Annotated in this window: 16 protein-coding genes and 1 tRNA gene; 9 read left to right on the top strand and 8 right to left on the bottom strand. The window is 69.7% G+C overall.

Annotated elements, in window-relative coordinates; genetic code table 11:
* Positions 1–73: 73 nt before the first annotated feature.
* Positions 74–2,584 (bottom strand): DUF5916 domain-containing protein, encoded by a 2,511-nt coding sequence (locus POL67_RS15070; RefSeq protein WP_271918053.1) that lies wholly within the window; start codon positions 2,582–2,584, stop codon positions 74–76.
* A gap of 77 nt (positions 2,585–2,661) precedes the next feature.
* Positions 2,662–3,714, bottom strand: a complete 1,053-nt coding sequence (locus POL67_RS15065; RefSeq protein WP_271918052.1) for an NAD-dependent epimerase/dehydratase family protein — start codon at positions 3,712–3,714, stop codon at positions 2,662–2,664.
* 98 nt (positions 3,715–3,812) lie between these two features.
* Between POL67_RS15065 and POL67_RS15060 the strand changes: the two genes are divergently transcribed.
* The gene (locus POL67_RS15060; protein WP_271918051.1) at positions 3,813–4,745 is read left to right on the top strand and encodes a lysophospholipid acyltransferase family protein; all 933 of its coding nucleotides are present in this window, start codon (positions 3,813–3,815) and stop codon (positions 4,743–4,745) included.
* A gap of 33 nt (positions 4,746–4,778) precedes the next feature.
* Here the strand turns inward: POL67_RS15060 and POL67_RS15055 are convergent, their stop codons facing one another.
* The 4 genes from POL67_RS15055 to POL67_RS53605 all read right to left on the bottom strand — a co-directional run bounded on the left by POL67_RS15055 (position 4,779) and on the right by POL67_RS53605 (position 12,336).
* Positions 4,779–9,920, bottom strand: a complete 5,142-nt coding sequence (locus tag POL67_RS15055; RefSeq protein ID WP_271918050.1) for a hypothetical protein — start codon at positions 9,918–9,920, stop codon at positions 4,779–4,781.
* A complete protein-coding gene (locus POL67_RS15050; protein WP_271918049.1) occupies positions 9,907–11,055 on the bottom strand; it encodes a serine/threonine-protein kinase in 1,149 nt (382 codons plus the stop codon). Before POL67_RS15050 ends, POL67_RS15055 begins: the two co-directional genes overlap by 14 nt.
* Entirely contained in the window at positions 11,055–11,330 is a 276-nt protein-coding gene (locus tag POL67_RS15045; RefSeq protein WP_136971488.1) for a hypothetical protein, read from the bottom strand. The genes POL67_RS15050 and POL67_RS15045 overlap by 1 nt, the downstream gene beginning before the upstream one ends.
* Positions 11,331–11,397: 67 nt before the next feature.
* Positions 11,398–12,336 carry a thioredoxin family protein gene (locus POL67_RS53605; RefSeq protein WP_271918048.1) on the bottom strand — a complete coding sequence of 313 codons (939 nt, stop codon included), beginning with the start codon at positions 12,334–12,336 and terminating at the stop codon, positions 11,398–11,400.
* A 127-nt stretch (positions 12,337–12,463) separates the two neighbouring features.
* Here POL67_RS53605 and POL67_RS15035 point away from each other — a divergent pair, with 127 nt between their 5' ends.
* On the top strand, positions 12,464–13,642 hold the full coding sequence (locus POL67_RS15035; protein ID WP_271918047.1) for an AAA family ATPase: 1,179 nt from the start codon (positions 12,464–12,466) through the stop codon (positions 13,640–13,642).
* Between the two features lie 90 nt (positions 13,643–13,732).
* Here the strand turns inward: POL67_RS15035 and POL67_RS15030 are convergent, their stop codons facing one another.
* Together POL67_RS15030 and POL67_RS15025 are read right to left on the bottom strand one after the other, a co-directional pair.
* Positions 13,733–15,079 carry a hypothetical protein gene (locus tag POL67_RS15030; RefSeq protein WP_271918046.1) on the bottom strand — a complete coding sequence of 449 codons (1,347 nt, stop codon included), beginning with the start codon at positions 15,077–15,079 and terminating at the stop codon, positions 13,733–13,735.
* A 143-nt stretch (positions 15,080–15,222) separates the two neighbouring features.
* Positions 15,223–15,306, bottom strand: a tRNA-Leu gene (locus POL67_RS15025).
* Between the two features lie 366 nt (positions 15,307–15,672).
* Between POL67_RS15025 and POL67_RS15020 the strand changes: the two genes are divergently transcribed.
* The 7 genes from POL67_RS15020 to POL67_RS14990 all read left to right on the top strand — a co-directional run bounded on the left by POL67_RS15020 (position 15,673) and on the right by POL67_RS14990 (position 24,001).
* Positions 15,673–16,050 (top strand): response regulator, encoded by a 378-nt coding sequence (locus tag POL67_RS15020; protein WP_271918045.1) that lies wholly within the window; start codon positions 15,673–15,675, stop codon positions 16,048–16,050.
* Positions 16,050–18,329, top strand: a complete 2,280-nt coding sequence (locus tag POL67_RS15015) for an amylo-alpha-1,6-glucosidase (RefSeq protein WP_271918044.1) — start codon at positions 16,050–16,052, stop codon at positions 18,327–18,329. The genes POL67_RS15020 and POL67_RS15015 overlap by 1 nt, the downstream gene beginning before the upstream one ends.
* A 139-nt stretch (positions 18,330–18,468) precedes the next feature.
* Entirely contained in the window at positions 18,469–19,302 is an 834-nt protein-coding gene (locus POL67_RS15010; protein ID WP_271918043.1) for a hypothetical protein, read from the top strand.
* Positions 19,303–19,364: 62 nt separating this feature from the next.
* A complete protein-coding gene (locus tag POL67_RS15005) occupies positions 19,365–20,051 on the top strand; it encodes a tetratricopeptide repeat protein (RefSeq protein ID WP_271918042.1) in 687 nt (228 codons plus the stop codon).
* A gap of 52 nt (positions 20,052–20,103) precedes the next feature.
* A complete protein-coding gene (locus POL67_RS15000) occupies positions 20,104–22,494 on the top strand; it encodes an efflux RND transporter permease subunit (protein ID WP_271918041.1) in 2,391 nt (796 codons plus the stop codon).
* 13 nt (positions 22,495–22,507) lie between these two features.
* Positions 22,508–23,212, top strand: a complete 705-nt coding sequence (locus POL67_RS14995; RefSeq protein ID WP_271918040.1) for a dienelactone hydrolase family protein — start codon at positions 22,508–22,510, stop codon at positions 23,210–23,212.
* A gap of 546 nt (positions 23,213–23,758) precedes the next feature.
* The gene (locus POL67_RS14990; RefSeq protein ID WP_271918039.1) at positions 23,759–24,001 is read left to right on the top strand and encodes a hypothetical protein; all 243 of its coding nucleotides are present in this window, start codon (positions 23,759–23,761) and stop codon (positions 23,999–24,001) included.
* Positions 24,002–24,034: the final 33 nt, after the last annotated feature.

The raw sequence follows: 24,034 nt of genomic DNA, 5'->3' as shown, positions 1-24,034 counted from the left end.
TCCGGGGTCGAGGGGGCGGACAGCCCCCCGCGGGGACCGGGGCAGCGCCCCGGGTGCGGGGCGCCTGTGGAAGCTAGCCCCACCAGTACGATAGTTTGGCCAGCAACGTTTCTTCGGAGGCGCGCGGGCCGAGCCATCCGAAGTCGAAGCCGGCGCCGCGACGGGCGAGGGGCGCGCGTCCGTCGCCTTGGGCGTGCGTGTAGACGAGGAACAACGTCGAGCCGAGCCGGTACTCCCAGCGCAGGACGATGTTTGCGTTGATCGAGCCGCCCTCCCAGTCTGGATCGTCGTCGAGCGGCGCTCCGAAAGGCGAAAGCTCTGCGAGGCGCGCGACACGGCCCGCTCCGCGCGCCTTCGAGAGCGTGAAGCCGTCGAAGCTCTGCGCTTCGAGGAAGGCTTGCGCGTAGGCCTGGAGCGAGAGACGCGGCGAGAACGTGTACGTCGCGCGCATCGTGAGCCCGAGGCTCTGCGCCCGCAGCCGGCCGAAGACGTGGCCTGCTCCGATCGTCGTGACGTACCGCGGCTCGCCGTGCGTGTAGAGGAAGGTCGGGATCAGATCGAGATCGAGCTGCGGCAGGATACGCACGGACAAACGGCCGTCGGCCTCCACGTTGAGGCCGGTCTCGATGCCCTGCACCATCACCCACGCCTCGCCGTTGACGACACGCCGGCCGTCGGTCGCGATCCAGAGCTCGCCGCCGAAGAGGGGCGCGCGTTCGAGCGCCGTGCCGTCACCGACCTCGCGGTCGTCGTACCGCGAGGGTTTGGCGTGGATCCCGACGAAGCTCTCCCAGAAGTTCGCCCAGCGCGTGTAGTTGCCGAGCAGGAGCATGCGCTCCTGCGTGAGCCAGTCGAGCGTGTCGCGCTCGACCACGTCGATGGTCGTCTCCGTTTCGAGCGTCACCCACCACGGATCGAGCGTCCGGTAGCCGACGGACGCGGTGAACGCGTGGAGGTTCTGCCGCTGCATGTAGCCGACATCGTTGTAGTCGACCTTGCGGCCATACCCGGCGTACTCGGCGTTGAAGGTCCAGTGCTTGCCGCCCTCCTTCGCGACACGCGCCTGCACCGCAGGGCCGATGTCGCCGGAGGAGAGGACGGTGCCATCGGGCAACGTGCGCGGCGGGCCGTCGTGCACGAGCGAGGCGACGGCTTGTCCGCTGATCACGTACTCGCCGCCCGGCGAACGCCAGCGGCCGTCGACACCTGCGACGTAGGCGTCGTGGAAGCAACGCGCACCGTGCGCGACGATCTGTTCCTTCGGGCAAAGCACGCGCTGGCGGCCGCTGCCGGGAGCGGCCTCGACGGTGGGGTACACGGACGGTGTTTCGAAGCGGCTCTTCGCGGTGGCCATGAAGCCGAGCGAGGCGCGAGGGCCGAAGTCCTTGCGGAGACGGAGGACCTTGAACGCGGCGAGGGGCTCGGCGACACGCGAGGCGAAGCTGCCATCGGCGCGCTTCACGTTCACGAGGACGGGCGCGGTGACGCCGAGCAGTTCGAACGCCGACACGCCCTCCACGAGCTCGCCCGAGAGCTTCGCCGCGGCGTACACCGTGGCCGGGGCCGACGATCCCACGGTCTCCTCGTCGTCCCGCACGGCCGGCATGCCCGGCGCGCGGCCGAGCCTGCGCGTGTAGACGAGCTTGAAGGGCGTCGCGAGGTTGTCCGAGCCCTCCAGGAAAAACGGCCTGCGCTCCGGGAAAAACTGCTCGAAGTTGCTGAGGTTGAGGATGACCTGATCGGCCTCGACCTGGCCAAAGTCCGGGAAGATCGTGGCGTCGAGCGTGAGGCTCTGCGAAGGATGCCACTTGAGATCGAGCCCCGCCGAGCCCGCGGGGAAGACGCTCGCGCCGCGGATCTCGGCCTCGCTCTCGCTGTAGCGGAGGGCGCCCACGACGAAAGGGCGCAGTTCGAGCGAGGCCTTGGGCCGGAGGCCGGAGAGGCCGTCGAGCTTGCCGTACCGCGACACCTCGCCGCCCGCGTCGCGAGGGATGAACGTCCACTCGTCGACCTCCTGCAGCATCGACACACGGCGCCGCACCTGGAGGCCAAAGCTCTGCGAGGGCAGATCACGAAAGCGCAGGATGCGGAGCGGGATCTTGAACTCGGCCGACCATCCGTGCGCCGTGCGCGTGGTGCGCGCGTCCCAGATCTCGTCCCACTCGCGCGAGAGCTCGGTGTCGTTGAAGCGGAGCGCGTCGGAGAGGACACCGGCCGCGTTGACCTCGAACTCGAGCGCGCTCCTGCCGTCGCCGCGCGTGTCGAGCGTGACCGTGACGGCGTCGGCCTCGACTTGCCTGTCACGCCGCGTGAGGCGCGCGATGATCTCGTCGTTCGTCTGCTCGCAGTCGATGCCGACGTAGACGGCCTCGTCGTCGTACACGACGCGCACGAGCGTGCGGTAGCGCGGCTTCTCGCCGGGCGTGGGGAGCTTCTGCGTGAAGGCGTCGCTGCCTTTGGCGTGCTTCCAGGGGAGCTCGTCGAGGCGTCCGTCGAGGACCGGCGGCGTGGAGACGCGCGTCGCGGTGAGGTGCGGCGTGGCCGCCTGGGTGGTCACCGCGAGGAGCGCGGGCAGCAGAGACATGGCGGGAGATGGACGCCGAGCGTACCACTGCGTGACACCCGGACGAACGACAGAAGCGTGCGCGCAGCCGCGGCGCATCAGAAGACGTCGTCGATCGCGGCCACCGTCTGCGTGATGTCGTGCGTGTGCGCGTAGCCAAGATCGGTTCGCGCGCGCGTGTCGTCGACCATGCACACGTAACGGATGTGATCGATCTCAGGCGCGGGGAACGAGGTGGCCCGGTACTGCCAGAGCTTACGGACGACGCCTTGCGCGATCCCGTGGGGAACGGCGACGCGCGTGCGTCCGGTCATGCCGACGAGGCGCGACAAGGGCAAAGGCGGCGGGCCCGCGATGTTGTAGATGCCACGCGCGCCGGGCATGAGCGCGCGGGCGATGGCGCTGACGACGTCGTCCTGGTGGATCACCTGCACCATCGGATCAAAGCCGAGCAGCGTGGGGATGACGGGCAGGCGCAGGTAGTTCGAAGGCGCGTTTCGCACGGCGCCGAGGATGTGGACCGGGCGGAGGATCACGGTCTCGGTGCGCGGCCTCTTCCAGAAGAACGACTGCGCGAGCATGTCGACCTCGATGAGATCGCGGATCTCGCTGAACGAGGCGCCGCCGAGCAGCGGCGCGTCCTCCGTGAGGAACTGGGGGTTGTCCGGGCGAGGGCCGTAGACGTTGGCGCTCGAGAGCACGACGAGCTTGGGGACGTCGTAGTGCGCGACGTACTCGAGCAGACGCTGCAGGCCGACGACGTTCCAGCTGTGGTGCTCGGCCTGGTCCACGCGCGGATCGTGCATGACGCCGAGGTGCACGACCGCGGCGAGGCGCTCGTGGCGGAAGACGTCCTGCGTCTTCTTGCGGCGGATGTCGACCTGATGGTGGACGATGTCCTTTGGTTTGTCTTCAAACGATCGACGATCGATGCCGATCACCGGCCGCTCGCGGTGCAGGTGCCGAGCGAGCCTGCGCCCGAGCCGTCCGCAGATGCCCGTGATGAGCACCGGCAAATGCGAACGATCACTCTCCACGCTCGGCTCGCGCGAAGAGTCCCCCTCCACACTCACGCTCGCCCTGCGCGGCGGCCGCATCGTGAGCCGCGGCGCGACAAACATCGCCTCGCCTCCCCCGTTCGTCACACGCATCCCCCCGATCCCCAACACTCACCGTGAAGCTCGGGAGCACGTCACGTCAAGCACTTCGCGCCGTGCTGCGATGCTCTCGGTTTGCTACGTTCGCATGCATGCTGGATGGAGCAGCGCGCACCCTCGGCAGGCTCTCGACCTTCACGACACGCGAGGCGATGCCGATCGCGCGCTCGGCCTTCAGCGTCGCCCGAGACGGAATCGACGAGCTCGGCATCAAGCTGCTCGGCCGCGACTTCGAAGAGCGCCTGCGTCGTGTGCCGATCCCCTTGGGCAGCGGCGGCGTCGATCCTTTTGGTCTCGATCCTTCCTGGGCGAAGTACGCCATCGGCGGCGCGGCGTTCTTCCACCGTTTCTACTTCCGCACGATCGTCAGCGGGATCGAGCGTGTGCCCGCGTCGCGCGTGCTCCTCATCGCGAACCACTCGGGGCAGATCCCGATGGACGGCGTGATCATCGCAGCCTCGATGTTCCTCGACGCGGAGCCGCCGCGCATCGTGCGGAGCATGGTGGAGAAGTGGTCGCAGACGTTGCCGTTCGTCTCGACGTTCTTCTCGCGCGTCGGGCAGGTCGTCGGCGTGCCCGAGAACGCGCGGCGGCTGCTCGAGCTCGGCGAGGCGATCCTCGTGTTCCCCGAGGGCGTGCGTGGCGTGACGAAGACGTTCGCCGAGCGCTACAAGCTCACGGACTTCGGGCTCGGCTTCATGCGCCTCGCGCTCGAGACGAACACGCCGATCGTGCCCGTGGCCGTCATCGGCGCCGAGGAGCAGTACGTCTCGCTCGGCAACCTCCACCGCGTGGCGAAGACGCTGCACTTGCCGAGCTTTCCGATCCTGCCGCAGCTCCTCGTGCCCGGCGGGGTCCTCCCCTTGCCCACGCGCTACAGGCTCTCGTTCGGCGAGCCCATGCGCTTCGACGGCGATCCCGACGACGACGACGCGATCATCGAGGAGAAGGTCCTCCGCGTGAAGGCGACCATCCAGTCGATGCTGAACCGCGGGCTGAAGGAGCGGAAGTCGGTCTTCTGGTGAGACGGGGGCGGCGGGACCGCCCCCTCGCGTGGATCAGGATTCGTCGTCGAGGAGCTCGGCCTCTTCGAGCTCTTCGCCCGGAGCAGGCTGCGCGACGGGCTGCTGCGCCTGCTGCGCGTACGCCTGCTGCTGCTGCGCGTATGCCTGCTGCTGCGCGTAGTACGCCGCGTACGCCTGCTGCTGCGCGTACGCCTCTTCCGGCGTCTGCGCGGGCTGCTGCTGCGCGGCCTGCTGCTGCGCGTAGGCTTGCTGCTGCGCGTAGTACGCCGCGTACGCCTGCTGCTGCGCGTACGCCTCCGGCGTCTGCGCGGGCTGCTGCGCGTAGGCCTGCTGCTGCGCGTGCGGATCGACGTACGCAGGGGCCGGCTCGGCCTGAACGTACGCGGGAGGCGCGACCATCGCCGGAGGCGCAGGCAGCTCCGCCGAGGGCGCGAGGGGCGTCGGCTCGGCGTCGGTCGGGGCCTGCCACGCCGGAGGCGCCGACGGCGTCGCGACCGCAGGCGGCGGCGCCGACGGCGTCGGGACCGCAGCAGGCGGCGGCACCGACGGAGCCGCGTACGCAGGCGGCGGCGGCGTGGACGTACGGGCGTACGCAGGCGGCGGCGGCGTGGACGTCCGGGTGTACGCGGGCGGCGGGGTGGACGGACCGGCGTACGCAGGCGGCGGCGCAGAGGGCCCTGCGCCGGCGGTCGGCGGCACCGAGGCCATCGTCGAGCGCGGCGGCGTACGCTTGAGCTTGCCGGTCTTGGCGCGCTCGAGGCCCGCGGTCGCCTCGGCGTCACCGGCCTTCATGCGCAGCACGCGACGCCAGGCGTCGGCCGCTTCGCGCGCGTCGCCGAGCTCCTCCTCCCAGATCCGCGCAACCTTGCGCGCGAGCTCGGCGCGGACGGCGGGATCACGGCCGCGGAGGATCTGATCCTCGTAGAGCTGGATCATGCCGCGGTGATCACCGAGCTCGGTGAGCAGGTTCGAGAGCTCGTTCATCACGTCCTGATCGGCAGGCGACAGGTCGTGAAGCTTCTTGAAGTCGACGCCGGCGCCCTTCTTGTCGTTCAGCGCGTCGCGGCGGAGGCGTGCGCGGCGCTGCAGGAGCTTGCGGACGAGCGGGCCGTCGAAGACCTCTTCGAGCGCGCGCGTGAGCGTGGCCTCGACGCGGGGAAGATCATTGAGCTCGCGGCCGAGCGCTTCGAGCGCGTCGAGCGAAGCGTCGTCGACGTGCGTGACGATCGCGTCGCCGAGCCATTTGAAGGCACGCTCGACGTCGCCGAGCGCGCGGTGCGCGATCGTCGCGGCGCGCCGGAGGAGCGCGCTCTTCGTGCGCCCGCCGTCGCGCGAGCCCTGACCGCCGCCGGCGAGCGCCTCGGCCAGGATGCCGCGCAAGCTCGTGCCACCCGCGCGTTCGTCACCTGCAGAAGCCGCCGCTTCGAGCGCGCCGAGCGTCTCTTCCTGGACGCCCGCGCTGAGCGCGAGCTCGAAGAAGCTACGCGCGCGATCGTTCGCCCCGCGCTCAGCCGCGACCTGCGCCGCGCGTGCGAGCGCCGTGAGCCGATCCGCCGGCAAACGGCAACGCCCAACCTGACGCTCGTACACGTCGATGAGCTGCGTGACGTCGGGCGCGAGCGCCGCGAGCCGCGCGAGCAAGGGCTCCACCTCGCCCGGCAGGACGCTGGCCAGCGCGCCCTCGCCGTGCTGGATGGCCTCGTTCGCGGGCACGGAGGCAGCGATCTGCACCTCGGCCTGCCGCACCATCTCGGCCGCGCGGCCCGCGCCCGAAACATCCTTCGCGAGCAGGTCGTGCGCGACGCCGAGGGCGTCGAGATCCTTCAGCTTGATCGCGAGCTGCTCGAGCTGCTCGGCGAGCGCGCGATCGGCGCCACGTGAGCGCGCGAGCTCCATGGCCACGCGTGCCGCGTCCGCGTCGCGCCCGACCTCGATGAACCGTTCGAACGCGCCGCGGAGCGCCTCGTTCCGGGCCGGGCCCGTGCCCGACTCGTTCCACGAGACGAGCTTCGACGCGACGAGGCCCTTCCACCCGAGTTTGTCGCCGAGCTCGACGTACGCGCGCCGGCACGGCTCGTCGCCCGTCTCGGCGACCTTGTCGAGCGCCGCGAGCGCCTCGTCACCTCGGCCGAGTTTGTCGAAGAGGATGTCCGCGACCCTCCGGGTCATGCGGGACAGCTCCTCCTCGTCGCCCTCGACCTCGATGAGGATCTGGAGGAAATGCGCGACGCGCGGCCAGTCCTCGACCTCGGCGCAGAGCCTTTCGAGCCGGCCAATCGCGTCGAAGTCCTCCGAATCGGCCGCATGCACGATCTCGAGCGCGCGGATCGCGCCGCGCGGATCGGAGAGCTGGGACTCGTAGATCTGCGCGAGGCGCTGCGCGAGCTCGACCTTCTGCTCGCCCTCGGCAAGCGCGACCTCGCGCTCGAGCGCCGCAGCCGCGCCTTGCGGGTTGTTCCGCCGCTCCTCGAGGTTCGCGATCGCCGCGAGCGCGACGCGGCTCTTCGGATCGAGCGACTTCAGGATCCCTTCGTACCGCTCGATCGCGCCGTCCACGTCATCGAGCCCCTCGGCCAGGATGCTCGCTTCACGCAGCGCGTGGTTCAGTTTGTCGGCCGGCGCCTTCGTGATCCCGCCGAGCCTCCGGAGCAGCTCCACGCACTCCTGATGATCGCCGCGCTGCGCCGCGTCCTCGACGAGCAGCGCGAGCGCGCCCTCGTCGTCGCCGTCGGACAGCACGAGCAGGAGGCTCTCGCGCGCGCCCTCGTTGTCGCCGAGCGAGCGTTGCACCTCGGCCGCCGCGCGCCGCGAGCCCACGCGTTTGCCGCGATCGGAGAGTTTTTCCGCGCGCCCGAGCAAGAGGTGCACGAGATCCGGCAGTCGCCCGGCCGCGCGGTATTGCTCCTCCAGCGCCTGCACGTACGCGTCGTTCGTCGGATCGATCTCGGAGGCGCGCTCCAGGCGGATCACCGCGCCCGGCGCATCACCCGCCTTGAGGTAGAGATCCGCCGCCTGCGCGAGCAACGTCGCTTGTTGCTTGCCGTCCGCGAGCTCGGCGCGCTGCTCGATCGCGTTCGCAGCGTCGGCCATGCGGCCCGCGGCCGTATACGCCTTCTCGGCCTGCTCCCAGGTCTTCGCCTGCTTGCTGAGCTCCGCGGCCTCGGCGAACGCGTCGCCCGCGGCGCCGGCATCGTTCAGCTTGAGCCGCAGCTCGCCGAGCTTCTGCAAGAGCCCGGCGCGCGTGTTCGGGTCCGTGAACCCGGTCATGTTGTCCGCGATGGCCTGCGCCGCGAGGTCGAGCCGCTCGCCCTTCTCGTAGAGCTTGACGGCCGTGTTCACGGCCGCTTCGTCCTCGGGCACGAGCGACGCGATCCGCGTCCACACCTCGGCCGCGGCCACCGGATCCTTGCGCTTCGTCTCGTGCAGGCCCGCGAGCTTCTTCTCGATCGCGAGCTTCTGCTCCGTGTCGGGCGTGCTCATCGCGTCCTGCTCGAGCACGGTCGCGAGGTCGTCCCACTTCGTCGCGCGCTCGAGCAACCTGCGGAGCTGATCACGCGCCTGCTCGTCGCCGCGATCGATCTGGCAGAGCTGCTTCCACGCCGCGATCGCCGTGTCGATGTCGCGGAGCTGTGACTCGCACATGCCGGCCACGTCGCGGAGCTGCGCCTTGCGCGTCTCGGGCGAGACCGTCGGCACGCGCGACGCCGCGAGCAGCACGTCGCGGAGATCCGCGAACATGCGCTTCTGCCGCAGGTACTCCTCGACCCACGAGAGCGCCTCGGAGTTCGCCGGATCGATCTTCAGCGCCTCGCGGTACTTCGTGTACGCCTGCGGCTTGCGGCCCTTCTGCGCCTCGGCCGAAGCCTCCTCCAGGAGCGCGTGCACATCCCCCGCCGGCACCGCCGGCTGCGCCTGCATCGCGACGACCGAAGGCGAAGGGCCACGTGCATCGGACGCGGGTGCCGCCGCGGGCGCGGCCGCCGGGGGCTGCGCAGGCTGCGCGGGTTGCGCGGCCGCGGGCGGTTGCGAGGGCTGCGCGACGGACGCGGGCTGCGTGGGTTGCACCGGCTGCACCGGCTGCGGCGCGGCGGGCGCGGCGGGCGCGGCTTGCGCCGCGGGCATCGGCGGCGGCGGGGGTTGCGCGTTCCCCACCTTCATCCGCGCCACGTTCGCCATGAACCCGTTCGGGTTCGCCTTCAGGTACGCCGCGTACTGCGGACCGAGCTCTCCCGTACGACCGAGCAGCGCCCCGAAGTGATCCGCGAGCTGCATCGCGCGATCGTGACCCGGCGACGCGCCGAGCGCCGACAACGAGTACGACAGCCCGTACTCCCCATCGTACGTCTCCGCGAGCTGCACGAAGATCGCGGCGGTCTCGTCGCGCTCCGGCTGCGGCACGTTCTCGCCCGCGTTGATGCGCTCGAGCACGCTCACGCCGAGCTCCTGCGTCAACGCAACGTCGGTCGGACGCACCGCGCGCGCCGAACGCAGCGCCTGCGTCGCGCCCGGCATGTCACCCACGCGCTTGCGGATGTCGGCCTCGTCCCTGTAAAGCGCGAGCTTACGCTCGGGATCCTCGGCGATGGCCTGCTCCATCGCGAAGAACGGGATCGCCTCCGCGTACTGCTGCTGCGCCTTCAGGATCTCGCGCGCCGCGTAGATCGCATACACGTTGCGCGGATCGAGCTCGGCGACCTTGCGCCAGTTCTCCACCGCGCGCTCGGGCCGCGCGAGCTGCGGCTCGCTCCACATCCGTCCAAGCTCCTCGTGCAGCTTGAGGAGCATCGCCCGCACCTCCGGCTTGGCTGCCGCGGGCGCGAGCCCTTTCGCTTGCCGCTCGTAAAGCTGGACGAGCGACATCACGTCGCCCTTCTCGCGAAACATCTGCGCGAGCCGCTCGGCCGAGCGATGCATCGGATCCTTGTCGACCGCGAGCATCAACGTGCGCACGGTGTTGTTCATGTCGCCGAACGCTGCTTGCCAGACGTTCGCGGCCTCGCTCAGCCAATGTGCGCCGTAGGCGGGATCCGGCGTCTGCGTGCCGACGCGCTCGAGCAGCATGGCGTACGAGCGAGGGTCCTGCGCGCCTGCGCGATGCGCGTACGCGAGCGCCTCCTGATCGTGAGGGTTCGCGAGCAGGCGCTGGACGAGCATTTCGATTTCACGAGGATCCATCGTTGTCCGTGCGCGAAGGTACACGGCTCTCCGGGCGCCGTACAACCGCTTCGCGCCCGTCCACTGCATACCGCGCCGCGCCGGGCCCCGGGCCTTGGGCGCACGCCTCCTCGAGGGCCTCGATGAACGCCCGCGCGCTCTCCGGCCGATCCTCCGGCCGCTTGCAGAGCGCCCGCACCACGAGGTCCGACAAGGCCCACGGGATCCCCGCCTCCGGCGCGGCCTCGCGAGGCGCGATCGGCGGCTCGTGCACGTGTTTGGCCATCACCCGCGCCGCGTCCCGCTCGACGAACGGGGGCCTGCCCACGAGCATCTGGTAAAGGAGCGCGCCCACTGCATACAGATCGCTGCGCGCATCCACCGGCTCACCCAGCGCCTGCTCCGGCGACATGTACCGCGGCGTACCGACGGGCCCCCCGCCCCACCCGAGCGCGTCGTTCGGATCGCGCGGCGAGCGCCGGAGGTCGGCGAGCCCAAAATCGAGCAGCTTGGCCACCTCGGCCCCTCCTCCGAGGCAGGCGATGAACACGTTGTCCGGCTTCAGATCCCGATGGACGATCCCCTTCTCGTGCGCCTCGGAGAGCGACGTGAGCGCATGCGTCGCGAGCCGCGTCGCCTCCGCGATCGAGAGCCGCCCTTCCCGCCGCAGCCGGACGCCGAGCGGCTCGCCTTCGAGCATCTCCATCACGAGGAACCGCGACACCGTGGGCGAGACGAGCGTGTCCTCCCCGCCGTGCACGACCTCCCCCCCGTCGAGCACCTGCACCGTATGCGGGGATCGCAGCATCGCGAGGACCCGCGCCTCCCGATCGAGCCGCGAGAGCGCCCGCGCGCCGAGCCCTCGATCCCCACGAAACACCTTCACCGCGACGTCCTGCCCCCGCGTCGCGTCCCGCGCCCGGTACACCGCCCCCATCGAGCCCGCGCCAATCCGACCGAGCACCACGTACCGCCCCGCGATCATCGTCCCGAGGAACGGATCCCCATCCGCATCGGCGAGGACCGCCGCAGCGACGAGCGCGAGCCCATCGCGCGGGCAAAACACGAGCGCTGTCGTCTCGACGGACGCCGGCTTCGGGTCGCGGCAGCGCGGGCAAACGAGCCCGGTCGAAGACCGAAGCGCGGGCCTTCCCATCAGCGAAGCTTGCAGGCGTAGTCGCCCACCATCACGAACGCGCGCCGGCAGACCACGTCCACCGTCCGCTTCGGCGTCACCATCTCGAATGTCTGCCCAAACGGCGTCCGCTCGAGCCGCGTCACCTGCGCGCGGCAGTTCGGCCCCTGCTCCCCACACGCCACCGCCGCGGCCGCGCGCTCGACCTCGCTGTTGTCCGACATCACGTTCACCGCGGCAGAGACGCTGAACAAGACGCAAAGGACGAAGATCGAGATCTGCCCGGCGCGCTTCATGGCGGCGCATCCTAGCAGCGGAGGTGCACGCCGCGCCCGAGATCGGAGCCCGTGGCGCGCGCCTGCCTCAAAGCTTGATCCCGCCGTTTTGAATCGGCTCGAAGCTCTGCCGGCGCGTCTCGTATTTTCCGCGCACGAACGCGCCGAGCACGGGCGCCATGTTCGCGGGCACGTCCTCGTCCCACTCGCCGCCGTCGATGGCGTCACGCGGGTAGAGCTCTGGCGCCAAGAGGAAAAAACTCGGCACCCGCTCGTGCGGCATCTTCAGCCCCGTGAGGTCCTCGTCGAACGCGTCGATGTCCACACGCACGAGCCGCACCCGCGCGAGCGCCGTCTGCATGAGCGGATGCGCGAGCGACGTCGACAGGCTGCGGCACGACACGCACTCGCTCTTCGTCGTCATCACGACGATCGTCTCGCCCGCCGCAGCCGCGGCCGCACGTTGCTTCGCGAGCTCCTGCGAGAGCGACGACACCGAGACCCCAACGTCCACGATCGTGACGTTGCCCTCCTTGTGAACCGCCGTCTCTTTCTGAAAAACCGGCACGGCCTTCGACGGCGGCGACGCAGGCTCCGCGGCCTCGACCGCGCCCTCGGGCGGCCTCGGCGTGTCCCCGACCGTCATGACGTTGGCGATCGAATCGAGCTGCGCCTCGTTGCGCCGCTCCATCGTCCACACCCCGAAGGCGATGGCCGCGCCCCAACCCACCGTCAGGCAAATCCCGAGGCCCATTCCCAGTGTCGCCAGGACATACCCGCGGCGTTGTGTGCCCACACTGTCGAGCTCACGACGCGCGGCCCAGCCGAAGACGATGGCGGCGACCGAGCCCAGCGGTCCGCCCAGGAACGGCGCCAGGATCGACGTCAACGCCAGCGTCGAGAGCGGCTTTTTGTGCGGCGACCTCGGCCCCCACAGGTACGGGTCCGAGAGAGGAGGGAGCTCCGTCGGGCCCTCGGCTCGGGCGACGCGCGAAAGCGCGGACCTCGGGGAAATGGCCTCGCTCACCCACGAATTCTAGCGCCTAATCTCGCTTACGCTCGCAAACCAAGGATGGACGGAATGAAGCGTCCCGCTCGTGCAGAAGGGATACGCCAATCCCCCACGCAGCGTGGTAGGAGGAAGGTGCCCTGTCATGATCGAACCGGCCCGCTCCTCCGTCTTTCCCCGAGCCCTGGCCGCCCGGCTCGTGTCCGTGACGATCGGCGACTATCAGGCGATCGGGAGCAGCACGATCGAGCTCTCCATCGCCCCGCGCCGCACCGTGCTCGTCGCGAAGGGCGGGACCCTCGCGTCGCTGCTCGTCCAGGGCATCGCCGAAGGCGCGCACATCGCGGTCCACGCGCTGAGCGACCCGGAAAAACCGCGCCACTTCCGCTGCGAGTTCGAGGGCGACGCGGGCGAGCACCTGGTCTACGGCTACGATCGGCGTTTCCAGGATCTCGACGACGACGACGAGCCCTTCCCGCCCTCGATGCGCTGGGAAGAACACGCCGCGAGGACCGACGAGGCCAACGTGGATCTCTGGACGGTGCGCGATCGACGCGCCGTCTTCGGCGACGGCAGCCGCATCTCGCTCCCCTCGGGCGTCGGCGCGCTCGCGCTCGCAGGTGACTCCGCCGATCGCGTCCCCGAGGATGCGCGCCGCATCCGCGCCTACCTCGAAGGCATCCGCTGGCTCGGCCTCGCCCTCGCGCGCCCTCCGTTCGAGGATCGCACGGGCGTCACGCTCACCGGCCGATCGGGCGTCCTCTGGACCTCGCGGGGCCTCGACGCACGCCTGCTCTCGCTCGCGTCGACGCTCGTCCTCTGGTTCGATCTCCACCGCGATCGCTACAACAAGGTCGTCGAGCTCTGCCAGCGCATCGGCGCGCCCGGCGAGCTCGCCGTCCAGATCACGCGCGACACCTCCGCGCGCGCGGACGTCGCGCCGCAGGACCGCGCCAGCATCACGTTCGAAGGCGTGGACTTCGGTCGTTTGTCCGACGCCGTGATCCGAAGGCTCGAGCTCCTCGTCGCGCTCGTGGATCCGGAGGCGACGGCGCTGCTCATCGAGGAGCCCGAGATCGCCGCGGTCCCCGGCAACATCGTCGCGCTGCTCGACGTGATCGAGGCCTGCGCCGATCACCGGCAGCTCATCATCTCGACGAAGTCGCCCCACGTGATCGACTGGGCGCGCCCCGACGAGCTCCGGTTCGTCGAGAAGAACCGGCACCGGGATCTCTCCGTGCGCGGCCTCGACTTCAGCGAGCTCGGCGCAGCCCAGGCCCACGTCGCGGCCGGCGGCAAGCTGTCGGCGTTCCTCGCGTCCTGATCACGCGGCGCGACGGGCCGATCGTTCGTCACGCGCGCGGGCAGGACGACGCTCGCTGCGCGCGTGCTCGAACGACACGTTCTTCCGCGCTCAGGGGACGCAGCTCGACTCGAGCGTCCGCAGGATCGCGCGCTTCGTGCTCACGCCGTTGCTCATGGGCTCGGCCCACAGGAAGCCCAACCGCGGGCCGGCAGGCGTGACCGCCGCCGCGTCCTTCACCGGGCCCGTCCCGTCGCTGATCCGCATGCCCGTGGCCGACGGCTCGCCGCTCTCCGAGAGCTTCACCGCGAGAACCTGATCGTCCTTGCCGCCCTCCTGACCGAGGAACACGACGAGCGCGCCGTCGCCGATCGGCGCGAGCGCCGGAGCCCGGCCGCGCCCGACCAGCCACGTCTTTTCGCCGGGGTGCGCCGCGGCGTCGACGGCACGCGCGAGGATCTTGTCGCCCTCGATCCATACGGCCATCGCGCCTTTCGTCGTGGCCACGAGGTTCACGCGTTCGCGCGTGGGCGCGCCGGCCGGCGGGGCCGCCGCGAGGGTGTAGGCCTCGTCGATCTCCTTGCCTGCGAGATCGAAGCGCGACACGACGATCCGCCCGTCCCCCTCGTGCCAGGCGAGCGTGTAGCCAGTTCCATCCGCGGCGACGGCGGGCCTGCGCGGCTCGTGGGCGTGGTGCGTCGCGCCGAGCGCCTGCACGGCAGGCGCGGCTGCGTCCGTCGGGGCGAACTGGAACAGGCCGAGCTGCGCCTTCTCCATGTTGAACGGCGCCACCGCGACGATCGCCCCGGCGGGCGTCGCAGCGAGGGCCACGTCGTCCGCGTTCGCGGCGTTCACCGTGCTCAGGTGCTCGATCACCGGCGCTGGCGCGGTCTCCCAGCGCGGCTTCGTGTACGCCAGGCCGGTCTCGTCGAACCACACGAGCGTCCAGCCGGACCCGTTCGCAAAGATCCGCGGCGCCGTCTCGTTGGCCGTCCCGATGCCGCGCGCGCGCGCCACCTGCTTCGCGTCGAGGGCGAACCCTGCGAACGCGAGCTGCGCGCCCGGCTTGTTCGCGGCGAGCTTGATGAGCCAGGAGGCGGCGAGCGCCCCCTCGCGCCCCGCGACCGTCACCTCGCCGCGTTGCAAGTACGTCGCGATGTCCCCGCTCTGCGCCTTGCACGCCTCGGTCTGCGCGGCCGCGACGAACGACGACACGCCCGAGCCCACGGGCTCGCTCGGCGGAGGCGGAGGCGCTTGCACGGCGCTCGCCGAGGTCGCGGGCAGAGCCGCGGCTGCACTCGTCGCAGCCGACGCGCTCGGGGCCGGCGCGGCACCGCCTTCCGTCTTGCGTTGCCCACACCCGGCGCTGACGAGACCGAGGACCAGGCCCGCCGCGAGACTGACGACCCCGAGGGTCCACGTGCCGGCCGCGACCTCTGGGGAGTGAACCTGCTTCATCCCCGTCGAGCCCCCCGGCACGCCTTGCGACATTGGATCGTCCTCGTCAAGGCTGGCACCTGATCCACAAGGGATCACGGCTGCCTACCTCATCCAAGCGAAGTCGCGAATCCCTCGACGACGTGTTTGTCCAACCTAACCAGTGCGAAGAAGAGGACTTGAACCTCCACGCCCTTGCGGGCACTGGAACCTGAATCCAGCGCGTCTGCCAATTCCGCCATCTTCGCGTGATGCCTTCCCGTGAAGGACATCGTTCCGCCGGCCGTCGGCCAGCGGGGGCGTATAGATAGATCGGCCGAAGCCCCGCGCGCAAGGACGATTTTCGCTTTTCGTCTCCTTCACGGTCGTCCCCCGGAAGCGCCGCGAAAAACCGCGCCGCGTGCGCCTCCTCGCGCGCCGGAGCCCTCGTGCCTCGCCGAGCACGCCTGCACGTGCGCGTCCGCCACACGGGCGCGGCACCGTACGTGCTCCGCGAAACCCTGATGGCGAGGCGCGAGCACCTTGGGTCTCTGGTGGTCGCTCGTGCAGCGACCGGCCGCACGCTCGACGCTGCGAGTGCGTTTGCCTTCCCCACCGATTGGAGGAGCCTTTTCGTGCCGAGGAAGAAGATCGTCGTCGTGGAGGACGACCCCGAGCTCCGGGATCTCGAGACCTTCCTGCTCGGCGCCGAGGGCTACGACGTCGTCGGCGTCGCCGATGGCATCGAGGCCGCCGCGATCGTCAAGCGCGAGCACGCCGACCTCGTCCTGCTCGACCTCATGCTGCCGGGCAAGGACGGCAACGCGGTCCTCGAAGAGCTGTCGGATCAGCCGGAGACGCGGCTCACGCCCGTCATCGTCGTCTCCGCGTTCCTCGCCCAGCTCAGGCTCACGCCGCAGGTCCGTCGCGTCCTCTCGAAGCCGTTCGACGTGAGCGACCTCCTCGACGCCGTCGCGCGCGAAGTCGAGCGTCCCCACGAAGAGGTGGCCTGATGAATGGCCCTCCCGACGACGACCCTGCGCGCGGCGCCCCTCCTCCTCTCCCCGTCGACCTCGCCCCGCCTGCGCCACAGGCGAACACGCCCGCCGGCATCGTCTCGCTCGACGCGCCGCCGTCCGCGCGCGACATCCGCGAGGCCACCCTGCTCAAGGAAGGCGATCTTTTCCTGCTCACGGACGCCGAGGGCAACGTCCCGCGCAAGAACCGCGAGGGGTACGGCCTCTACCTCGGCGACACGCGCTTCCTGAGCAGCTACGAGCTCGCCATCCAGGGCCTCCGCCCGACGATCCTCCTCTCCAGCGACCACGCGCATTTCCTCGGCGCGCAGGTGCTCACAAACCCGAACCTCGTCACGCCCGAGGGCCAGGCCGTCCACGAGCAGACCATCCAGATCCGCCGCTACCGCCTGGTTCGTCCCACCGAGGTCAACGAGTCGCTCACGTTCCAGAACTACAACCGCTTCCCCGTCACGCTCGACGTCGAGCTCCACTTCGAGGCCGACTTCTCCGACATGTTCGAGGTCCGCGGCATCGTGCAGGGCGCGCGCAAGGGCAAGCCGCACGCGCCCGAGCACACGCCGACCGTCCTGCGCTTCCGCTACGACGGCGCCGACGGCCTCGCGCGTCGCACCGAGGTCCGCTTCGATCCCACGCCCGACCGGCTCGCGACGTGCACCGCGAGTTACCGCATCGAGCTCCGCCCCGGCGGCTCCACGTGCATCACCCTCGGCGTCAGCGTCGACGCCTCGCCGCTGACGAACACGAACGGCCCTCCGATGCCACGCCGCGCGCTCGCGGGTTACAAGCAGTGGCTCGCCGGCCAGGTCGGCGTCGAGACGAGCAACAGCCTCTTCAACGCGATCTTCGCGAAGGCCCGCAACGACCTCCGCGTCCTGCTCTCCGGTGATCCCGACGCGCCCTTCATCGCCGCGGGCATCCCTTGGTACGCGTGCCTCTTCGGACGCGACACCATCCTCACGGCGCTGCTCTACCTCTGGATCTCCGCCGAACCCGCGCGCCAGGCGCTCCGCTTGCTCCACCACCACCAGGGCACGCGCGACGATCCCATGCGCGACGAGGAGCCTGGCAAGGTCATGCACGAGCTCCGCCGCGGCGAACTCGCGCGCCTCGGCGTCGTCCCCTTCTCGCCGTACTACGGCACCGTCGACGCCACGCCGCTCTGGATCATCCTCCTCGCCGAGTACCACCGCGCGACCGGCGATCTCGACCTCGTCCGCGAGCTCCGCCCGAACCTCGACGCCGCGCTCCTCTGGATGGAACGCTACGGCGATCGCGACGGCGACGGCTTCCTCGAGTACGCGTGCCGCTCGGAGGCGGGCCTCGTCAACCAAGGCTGGAAGGACTCCACCGAGGCGATCACACATCCCGACGGCACCCTCGCCGAACCACCGATCGCGCTCGTCGAAGTGCAGGCCTATGCCTACGCGAGCCGCCGCGCCGCGGCCCGCATCTACCGCGCCCTCGGCGATCCTGCGCGCGCCGCCTCCGAGGAGCTACGCGCCGCCAAGCTCCGCGACGCCATCGACGTGGCCTTCTGGATGCCTGCGGAGAACGCCTACGCCATCGCGCTCGACGGCGACAAACGGCAGGTCGCCACGGTCTCTTCGAACCCCGGCCACGCGCTCTGGGCCGGCGCCGTCCCGCACGCGCGTGGCGAGCTCATGGCGCGACGGCTCATGGAAGAGGACCTCTTCTCCGGCTGGGGCATCCGCACGCTCTCCACGCGCGCGGCTCGGTACAACCCCACGGGCTACCACCTCGGCACCGTCTGGCCGCACGACAACGCCCTCATCGCCCTCGGCTTCAAGCGCTACCGCCAGGAGCCCCTCGCCCTCGAGCTCGTCACCGCGCTCTTCGAGGCTGCGCAGCATTTTCCCGCCTACCGCATGCCCGAGCTCTTCTGCGGCTTCGCGCGCAGCGCGTTCGGCGTCCCCGTCCGTTACCCCGTCGCTTGCAGCCCCCAGGCCTGGGCCGCTGCCTCGTGGGCCACCCTCCTCGCCTCTCTCCTTGGCCTCTCGCCCAACGCGCCGGGCAACGAGCTTCGGATCGTCCGCCCGACCCTTCCGCGCTGGCTCCACTGGGTCGAGATCAAGCGCCTCCCCGTCGGCCGTGGGGAAGTCGACCTTCGGTACCAACGTGTGGAGGAGCATACTGCCGTAGACGTCGCTGCGATGCGGGGAGATGTGAAGGTGACCTTCGTGGACACCTGGGAGGAGGACGGGACGTACCCACCCAACCTCACGAATCCATGACGGTTTCTTGGCCCTGGCGCCGCCCGTCCCACCTTTACGTACCCGAGCAAGTCTCTCCCCTCATTTTTTCCGATGTCCGTACGGCTCTCGATGCATACCTTCCCGGCTCCCTCGTCCAAGTCAGCCAGGAGGTCTACCCGTGCGAACGACTGTCATTCGCTCCCTGCTCGCCACCGCCGTGATCGCTTCCGCCTCTGGTTTCTTGTGCGCGGACGCGGCCGCGGAGGGGACGGTCGGGGTCCTCGTGCTCCGGGAGCATGGGGTGGGGAGCGCGGCGCAAGCCCAGCCTTATGTCGACAAGTTCGTGTCCGTCGCGGCCAAGCAGAACGGCTGGGGCGGGGCGAAGGGCGAGTATCACACGAGCCGCAGCAACGCCGAGGCCTTCATCTCCGCGCAGAAACCTCAGTACGGCATCCTCTCGCTCGGCGCCTTCCTCGGCCTCAAGGCCAAGCACAACCTCGACATCATCGGCCAGGTCGCGGTCAATCGCGCCGGCGGCCAGCAGTATCACCTCATCAGCAAGACCGCGTCGGACCTCGCAGGTTGCAAGGGCAAGGCGCTCGCCAGCGACCACGCCGACGATCCCAAGTTCATCGACAAGGTCGTCTCGAAGGGCGCGTTCAAGCTCGGCGATTTCACGTTGGTCACGACGACCCGCCCGATCCAGACCATCAAGAAGGTCGTGAGCGGCGACGCGGCTTGCGCGCTCGTCGACGACGCGCAGCTCGCCGAGCTCGGCAAGATCGACGGCGCCGCCGGCATCAAATCCGTCTGGTCGAGCGACAAGCTTCCACCCATGGTCGTCGTCGCCTTCCCCTCCGCGCCCGCGGACGCACGCAAAGCGTTCCAGGCAAACCTCGGCAAGATTTGCGAGGGCGACGGCAAAGCGACGTGCGGCGAAGTGGGCATCCTCGCCCTCAAGTCCGCGACGTCCGCCGATTACGCCGGCGTCGTCACTGCGTACGACAAGTAGCGCCTCCTCGCTCGCCTGCGCGGGGGCGCTTCTCCCCGCCGACGATGTTATTTCTCCCGCCCGTGCGCTGGTCCTTTCTCCTCCTCGTCGCTGCCCTCGCGGCTTTGCCCGCTTGCTGGGGCGGCGTGACCGGCGCGCAGGGCCCCGCCGTCAACGCTGCGCTCAGGACCGCCGTCGCCACGAAAGACGCGCTCGTCATCGCCGACACGCTCGAAGACCTCATCGCCGCGGGCGTGGACACCCCGGAAGATCGCCAGCTCGCGTACGCGGAGGTGCGTGCGCACGCGGTCGACACGGCCGCGTACACGTACGCGCGCGCCGTCGTCACGGGGCGCCTCGTGCAGCTCAAGGGCTTGCTCGGCGCCGACATGGTCGGCGAGGTCGAGCACTACGCGCGCCGCAGCCGCGAGCTCGATCCGAGCTTCCGCGACGGCGCCGCGACGCGCATGCTCGGCACGCTCTACGTGGTCGCGCCTGCTGCGCTCCTGCGGAATGGCGACTCGGAGACCGGGCTCGAGCTGCTCGAAGGCCTCGTGCAGAAGGCCCCCGACGTCATCGAGAACCACCTGCGCGTCGCCGAAGCCTACATCGCGCTCGGCGACGTTGATCCTGCCAAGCCCCACCTCTGCCGCTGCTCGGCCGACCGCGGCAAGCTTCGCCGCGACGATCAGGCGCTCCTCGCGCAGCTCCTCAAGGACGCGGGCAACCCTACATGTCCGAAGCCTGCCGCGACCGCGCCCACGCCTTGAAACGCCGCGGGATCGACGGGCGGCCTGCGCGGGATCGTGATAGCAGCGTCCCGTGTCGACTTCTTCGAGCCCTCCGAACGGCCCCGCGAGCCCGAGCCACGACGCGCCCGGGTGGCTCGTGCGGCTCTTCTCCCGCATCATCTCGGCCCGCTGGATCATCATCGCCCTTTATGCGCTCGTCCTCCCGCCCGCGGCCTGGTTCGCGGCGCGTGTCCAGCAGGACAACGCGATCGAGCGGCTCATCGCGACGAGCGACACCGACTACGTCAAGACACGCGAGTTCGAGCAGGTCTTCGGCGCCGGTGAGTTCGCCGTCCTGCTCGCCGAGGCCGACGATCCCTTCGCGCCCGCGGTGCTCGATCGTCTCGACAAACTCGAACGCGCGCTGAAGGAGATCCCGCGCGTCGAGCCGAACTCTGCGCTCTCCATTTACCGTCGCGCCAAGGCTGGCTTCGATCCGACCCCCGAGCAATCCGAGGCGCTTCGCAAGTTCGTCTCGGGCACCAAGCTCTTCCAGGATCAGGGCCTCGCCGGCGACGGCTACCTCGCCATCGCCCTCGTGCTCGACGTGCACACGAGCCAGGAGCGCCGCGAAACCCTCTCGGCCGTGCGTCGCGCCATCGAGGCGACGGGCGGCGACGGCGCCCCGCTGAAGACCTTGCGCCAGGTCGGCCAGCCGTACGTCAACATCTACCTCGACGAGGACATGCAGAAGACCGGGCCGAAGTATTTCGGCCTCTTCGCGGCCTTCATCATCGGCCTCTGCCTCTTCCTCTATCGTTCGGCGCGCACGCTCGCGGCCTTCTTGATCACGCTCGGCGTCTCGATCGCCCTCGCCATGGGCTACATCGGCCTCACAGGCGGCATCCTCACGATCGTCTCGCCGATGGTGCCGATGACGATCCTCGTCACGACCACGGCGACGCTCGTCTACTTGCAATCGCGTTTCGTCGAGCGCCCCGCGGATCGCAGCGTCGACGAGCACCAGGTCTTCGCCTTCGCCAACAAGTGGCTCGCTTGCACCGCCTCGGTCTTCGCGACGGCCGTGGGCTTCGCGGCGCTCGTCGTATCGAGCATCCAGCCGATCCGGCAGATGGGCATCTGGGTCGCGGTGGGCCTCGCGCTCAGCTACATCGTCTGTTTCACGCTCTTCCCCGCGCTGCAGAAGATCCTGAAGACCCCGACCGCGATCGAGCAAAAGGTCGCGGCCGCGTGGTTCGTCCGCCTCACGGAGGCGCTGCCCCGGTGGAGTTATCGTTATCGCTGGCCGCTCGTCCTCGGCTCGATCGCGCTCTCCATTGCGGGTGGCGTGGCGCTCTTCGGGCTGCCCGGCGTCGTCAAGCCGATGCGGCTGCTCACCGATCCCGTCGAATACATCAACTCGGGATCACGGCTCTACGCGGACACGAAGGCGATCGAGACGAAGATCCCCGGGCTCTCCGTCACCGAGGTCTGGCTCAAGGGCGGGGTCGGCAGCGTCTCCGAGCCCGACGCGCTGAAAGGGTTTCAGGCGTTTCACGAGGGGCTCGTCGCCGATCCTGAGGTCGGCGCGGCGATCGGTCCGACCACGATCCTGCGCATGATGCAGTACCTCGGCGGCGCGGGCGACGCGTTCCCCACGGACGCCGAGGCGCTCGACGAGCTCGCGGGCACGCTGGAGTCCCTCGCGCCCGTGGATCCGCTCCTCGGCCGGTTCGTCCAGAAAAACGGCCTCGGCCAGACCCATTTCACGATCATCTCGAAGGCGACCGAGCATGAAGCCTTCGAGCGGCTCCAGGCGAGCATCGACAAGCACTGGAAGAGCGCCGTCGAGAAAAACCCTGCCTTGAAGGAGTTCGAGCTCCGGACCGTAGGCATGGCGCCGCTCCAGGCGCGCGTCTCGCAGAGCCTCGTGCCCACGCTGGTCGAGAGCTTCGAGCTCACGGTCGGGATCATCTTCGTCACGTTCCTCGTGGTGTTCCGGAGCGGCGCGGCGCGGCTCATGGCCATGATCCCCTCGCTCTTCGCGATCCTCGTCATGTTCGGCGTGATGCGCATCTCCGGCATGACGCTGAACGTCGCGACGATCCTGATCGCGTCGACCGTGCTCGGGACGAGCGAGAACGACCAGATCCATTTCTTCTATCACTTCCAGGAGGGCCGGAAGGAAGGCTCGGTGGAGCAGGCGCTCCGGCACACGCTCTTCGTCTCGGGCCGGGCGATCTTCTTCGCGACGCTCATCAACGCGGGCGGCTTCGTGGCCTTCGGCATGGCGGATCTGCCGCCGATCCGGCAGTTCGGCCTCCTCTCCGCCGTGGCCTTCGTCCTCTCGATGATCGCGGACTTCACCGCCCTGCCCGCGGCGCTCTGGCTCGTCCTCCGCGCGAAGCCCGACGCCGAGCCGTCGCCGGCGAAGCAGCCGGGCCGAACTCCTGCGACGAATTCGTCCAGCCAAACCAATTGAAGGAGAGACCCCGATGACCATTCGCACCGAGCGTGTCCAGATCCCCGTCGCCGACGGCACCACGATGGACGGCTATCTCTGCCGGCCCGAGGGCGACGCGCCCCGCCCCGCGATCCTCGTCCTGCAGGAGATCTTCGGCGTCAACGCGCACATCCGCGACGTCGCCGAGCGCTTCGCGCGCGAGGGGTACGTGACGCTCGCGCCGGATCTCTTCCACCGCACCGCGCCCGGCTACGAGGGCAACTACGCAGACTTCGCCCCCAGCCTGAAGCTCGCGGGCCAGTACAAGGGCGAGCAGAGCGAGGCCGACGTGCGCGCCGCCGCCGAATACCTCGCCAAGCACACGGCCGTCGCGGAGGGCCGCGTCGCCGCGCTCGGGTTCTGCATGGGCGGGCGGCTCTCGTTCGTGACGAACGGCGTCGCCCCGCTCAAGTGCGCGGTCTCCTTTTACGGGAGCATCGCGCCCGACAAGCTCCCTTATGCCGCGACGCAATCGGGGCCCATCCTGCTCCTCTGGGCCGGCAAGGATCCGTTCATCCCGCAGGAAGCGGCGCAGAGCACGGTGGACGCGCTGCGGAAGCACGGAAAGCCCTTCGTCAACGTCGAGTTCTCCGAGCATGATCACGGCTTCTTCTGCGACGCGCGCAGCAATTACAACGCGGCCGCCGCGTCCCAGGCCTGGGCGCTCACGCTCGCGTTCCTGAAATCGCACCTCTGATCGACCCCTTCGGCAGGTTGCCGAGCGTGGGTGAAAGCGGCCCTCCTGGAGCATCGGCCGAACCGCTTCGGGCGGAGCGCCCATATGTGCGCGCGTGGCGCCTCACGACGGCGGCGGACGCGGCGACGTATCTGCGACGCGGACGGACGATCGCGCGGCTCCTGACGCACGCAAGGGCGACCGGCCCCGTGGAGCATGACGGCGCCGTTCCATGCGGCTGAGGGGGCGCGCGTAGTGCAGAGGGGCCACTCCCGACCCGACATCTGCATTCGAATATGGCCACGGCGGCGGGGCGAGGCCGGGCAAGGCGCACCCATATGCCGCGAATGAAACGCGCAGCATTTACCCGGCCGCCTCGCGTGATATCCCACAATGCCGCACAAGACGTAGTCGAGGTCGCTCCTATCGATTGAATGAGCGACAACGGTGGAGTCCGGCGACCGTAATTTCATCCACGCCCGGGGCGCGCTCGCCTGGTCTGGAGCTTGCTCGCTTCCGTTCAATCGATGGGTCTTCCCACGAGCGGAGAGATCGGAGAGCAGGGCCATGCCGCCGGAAGACAGCGACAAATCGCGCTCCGTACGGGGATCGATGCCGGGCGCGGAGATCCACGTCCTCGCGAAGACCATGTTCCGCGATTTCATGAATGCTGGGTACCAGGCTCGCGATGTCATCACCTTCGCGACCGAACTCCTGGACCTGGTCATCGCGAGCCTGCGACAGACGAAATCGGATACGGCGGCGGGCATCAGAAAATCACGACCCCCCCCAGGGGAAGAGGGAAAATGACGTCGTCGAGAGCGACCCTTCACGGCGGCCCAT

The sequence above is a fragment of the Polyangium mundeleinium genome (genome assembly GCF_028369105.1).
GTDB lineage: Bacteria > Myxococcota_A > Polyangia > Polyangiales > Polyangiaceae > Polyangium > Polyangium mundeleinium.
The sequence above is the reverse complement of the archived record's forward strand: the minus strand, read 5'-3'. Positions and strand labels throughout refer to the sequence as shown.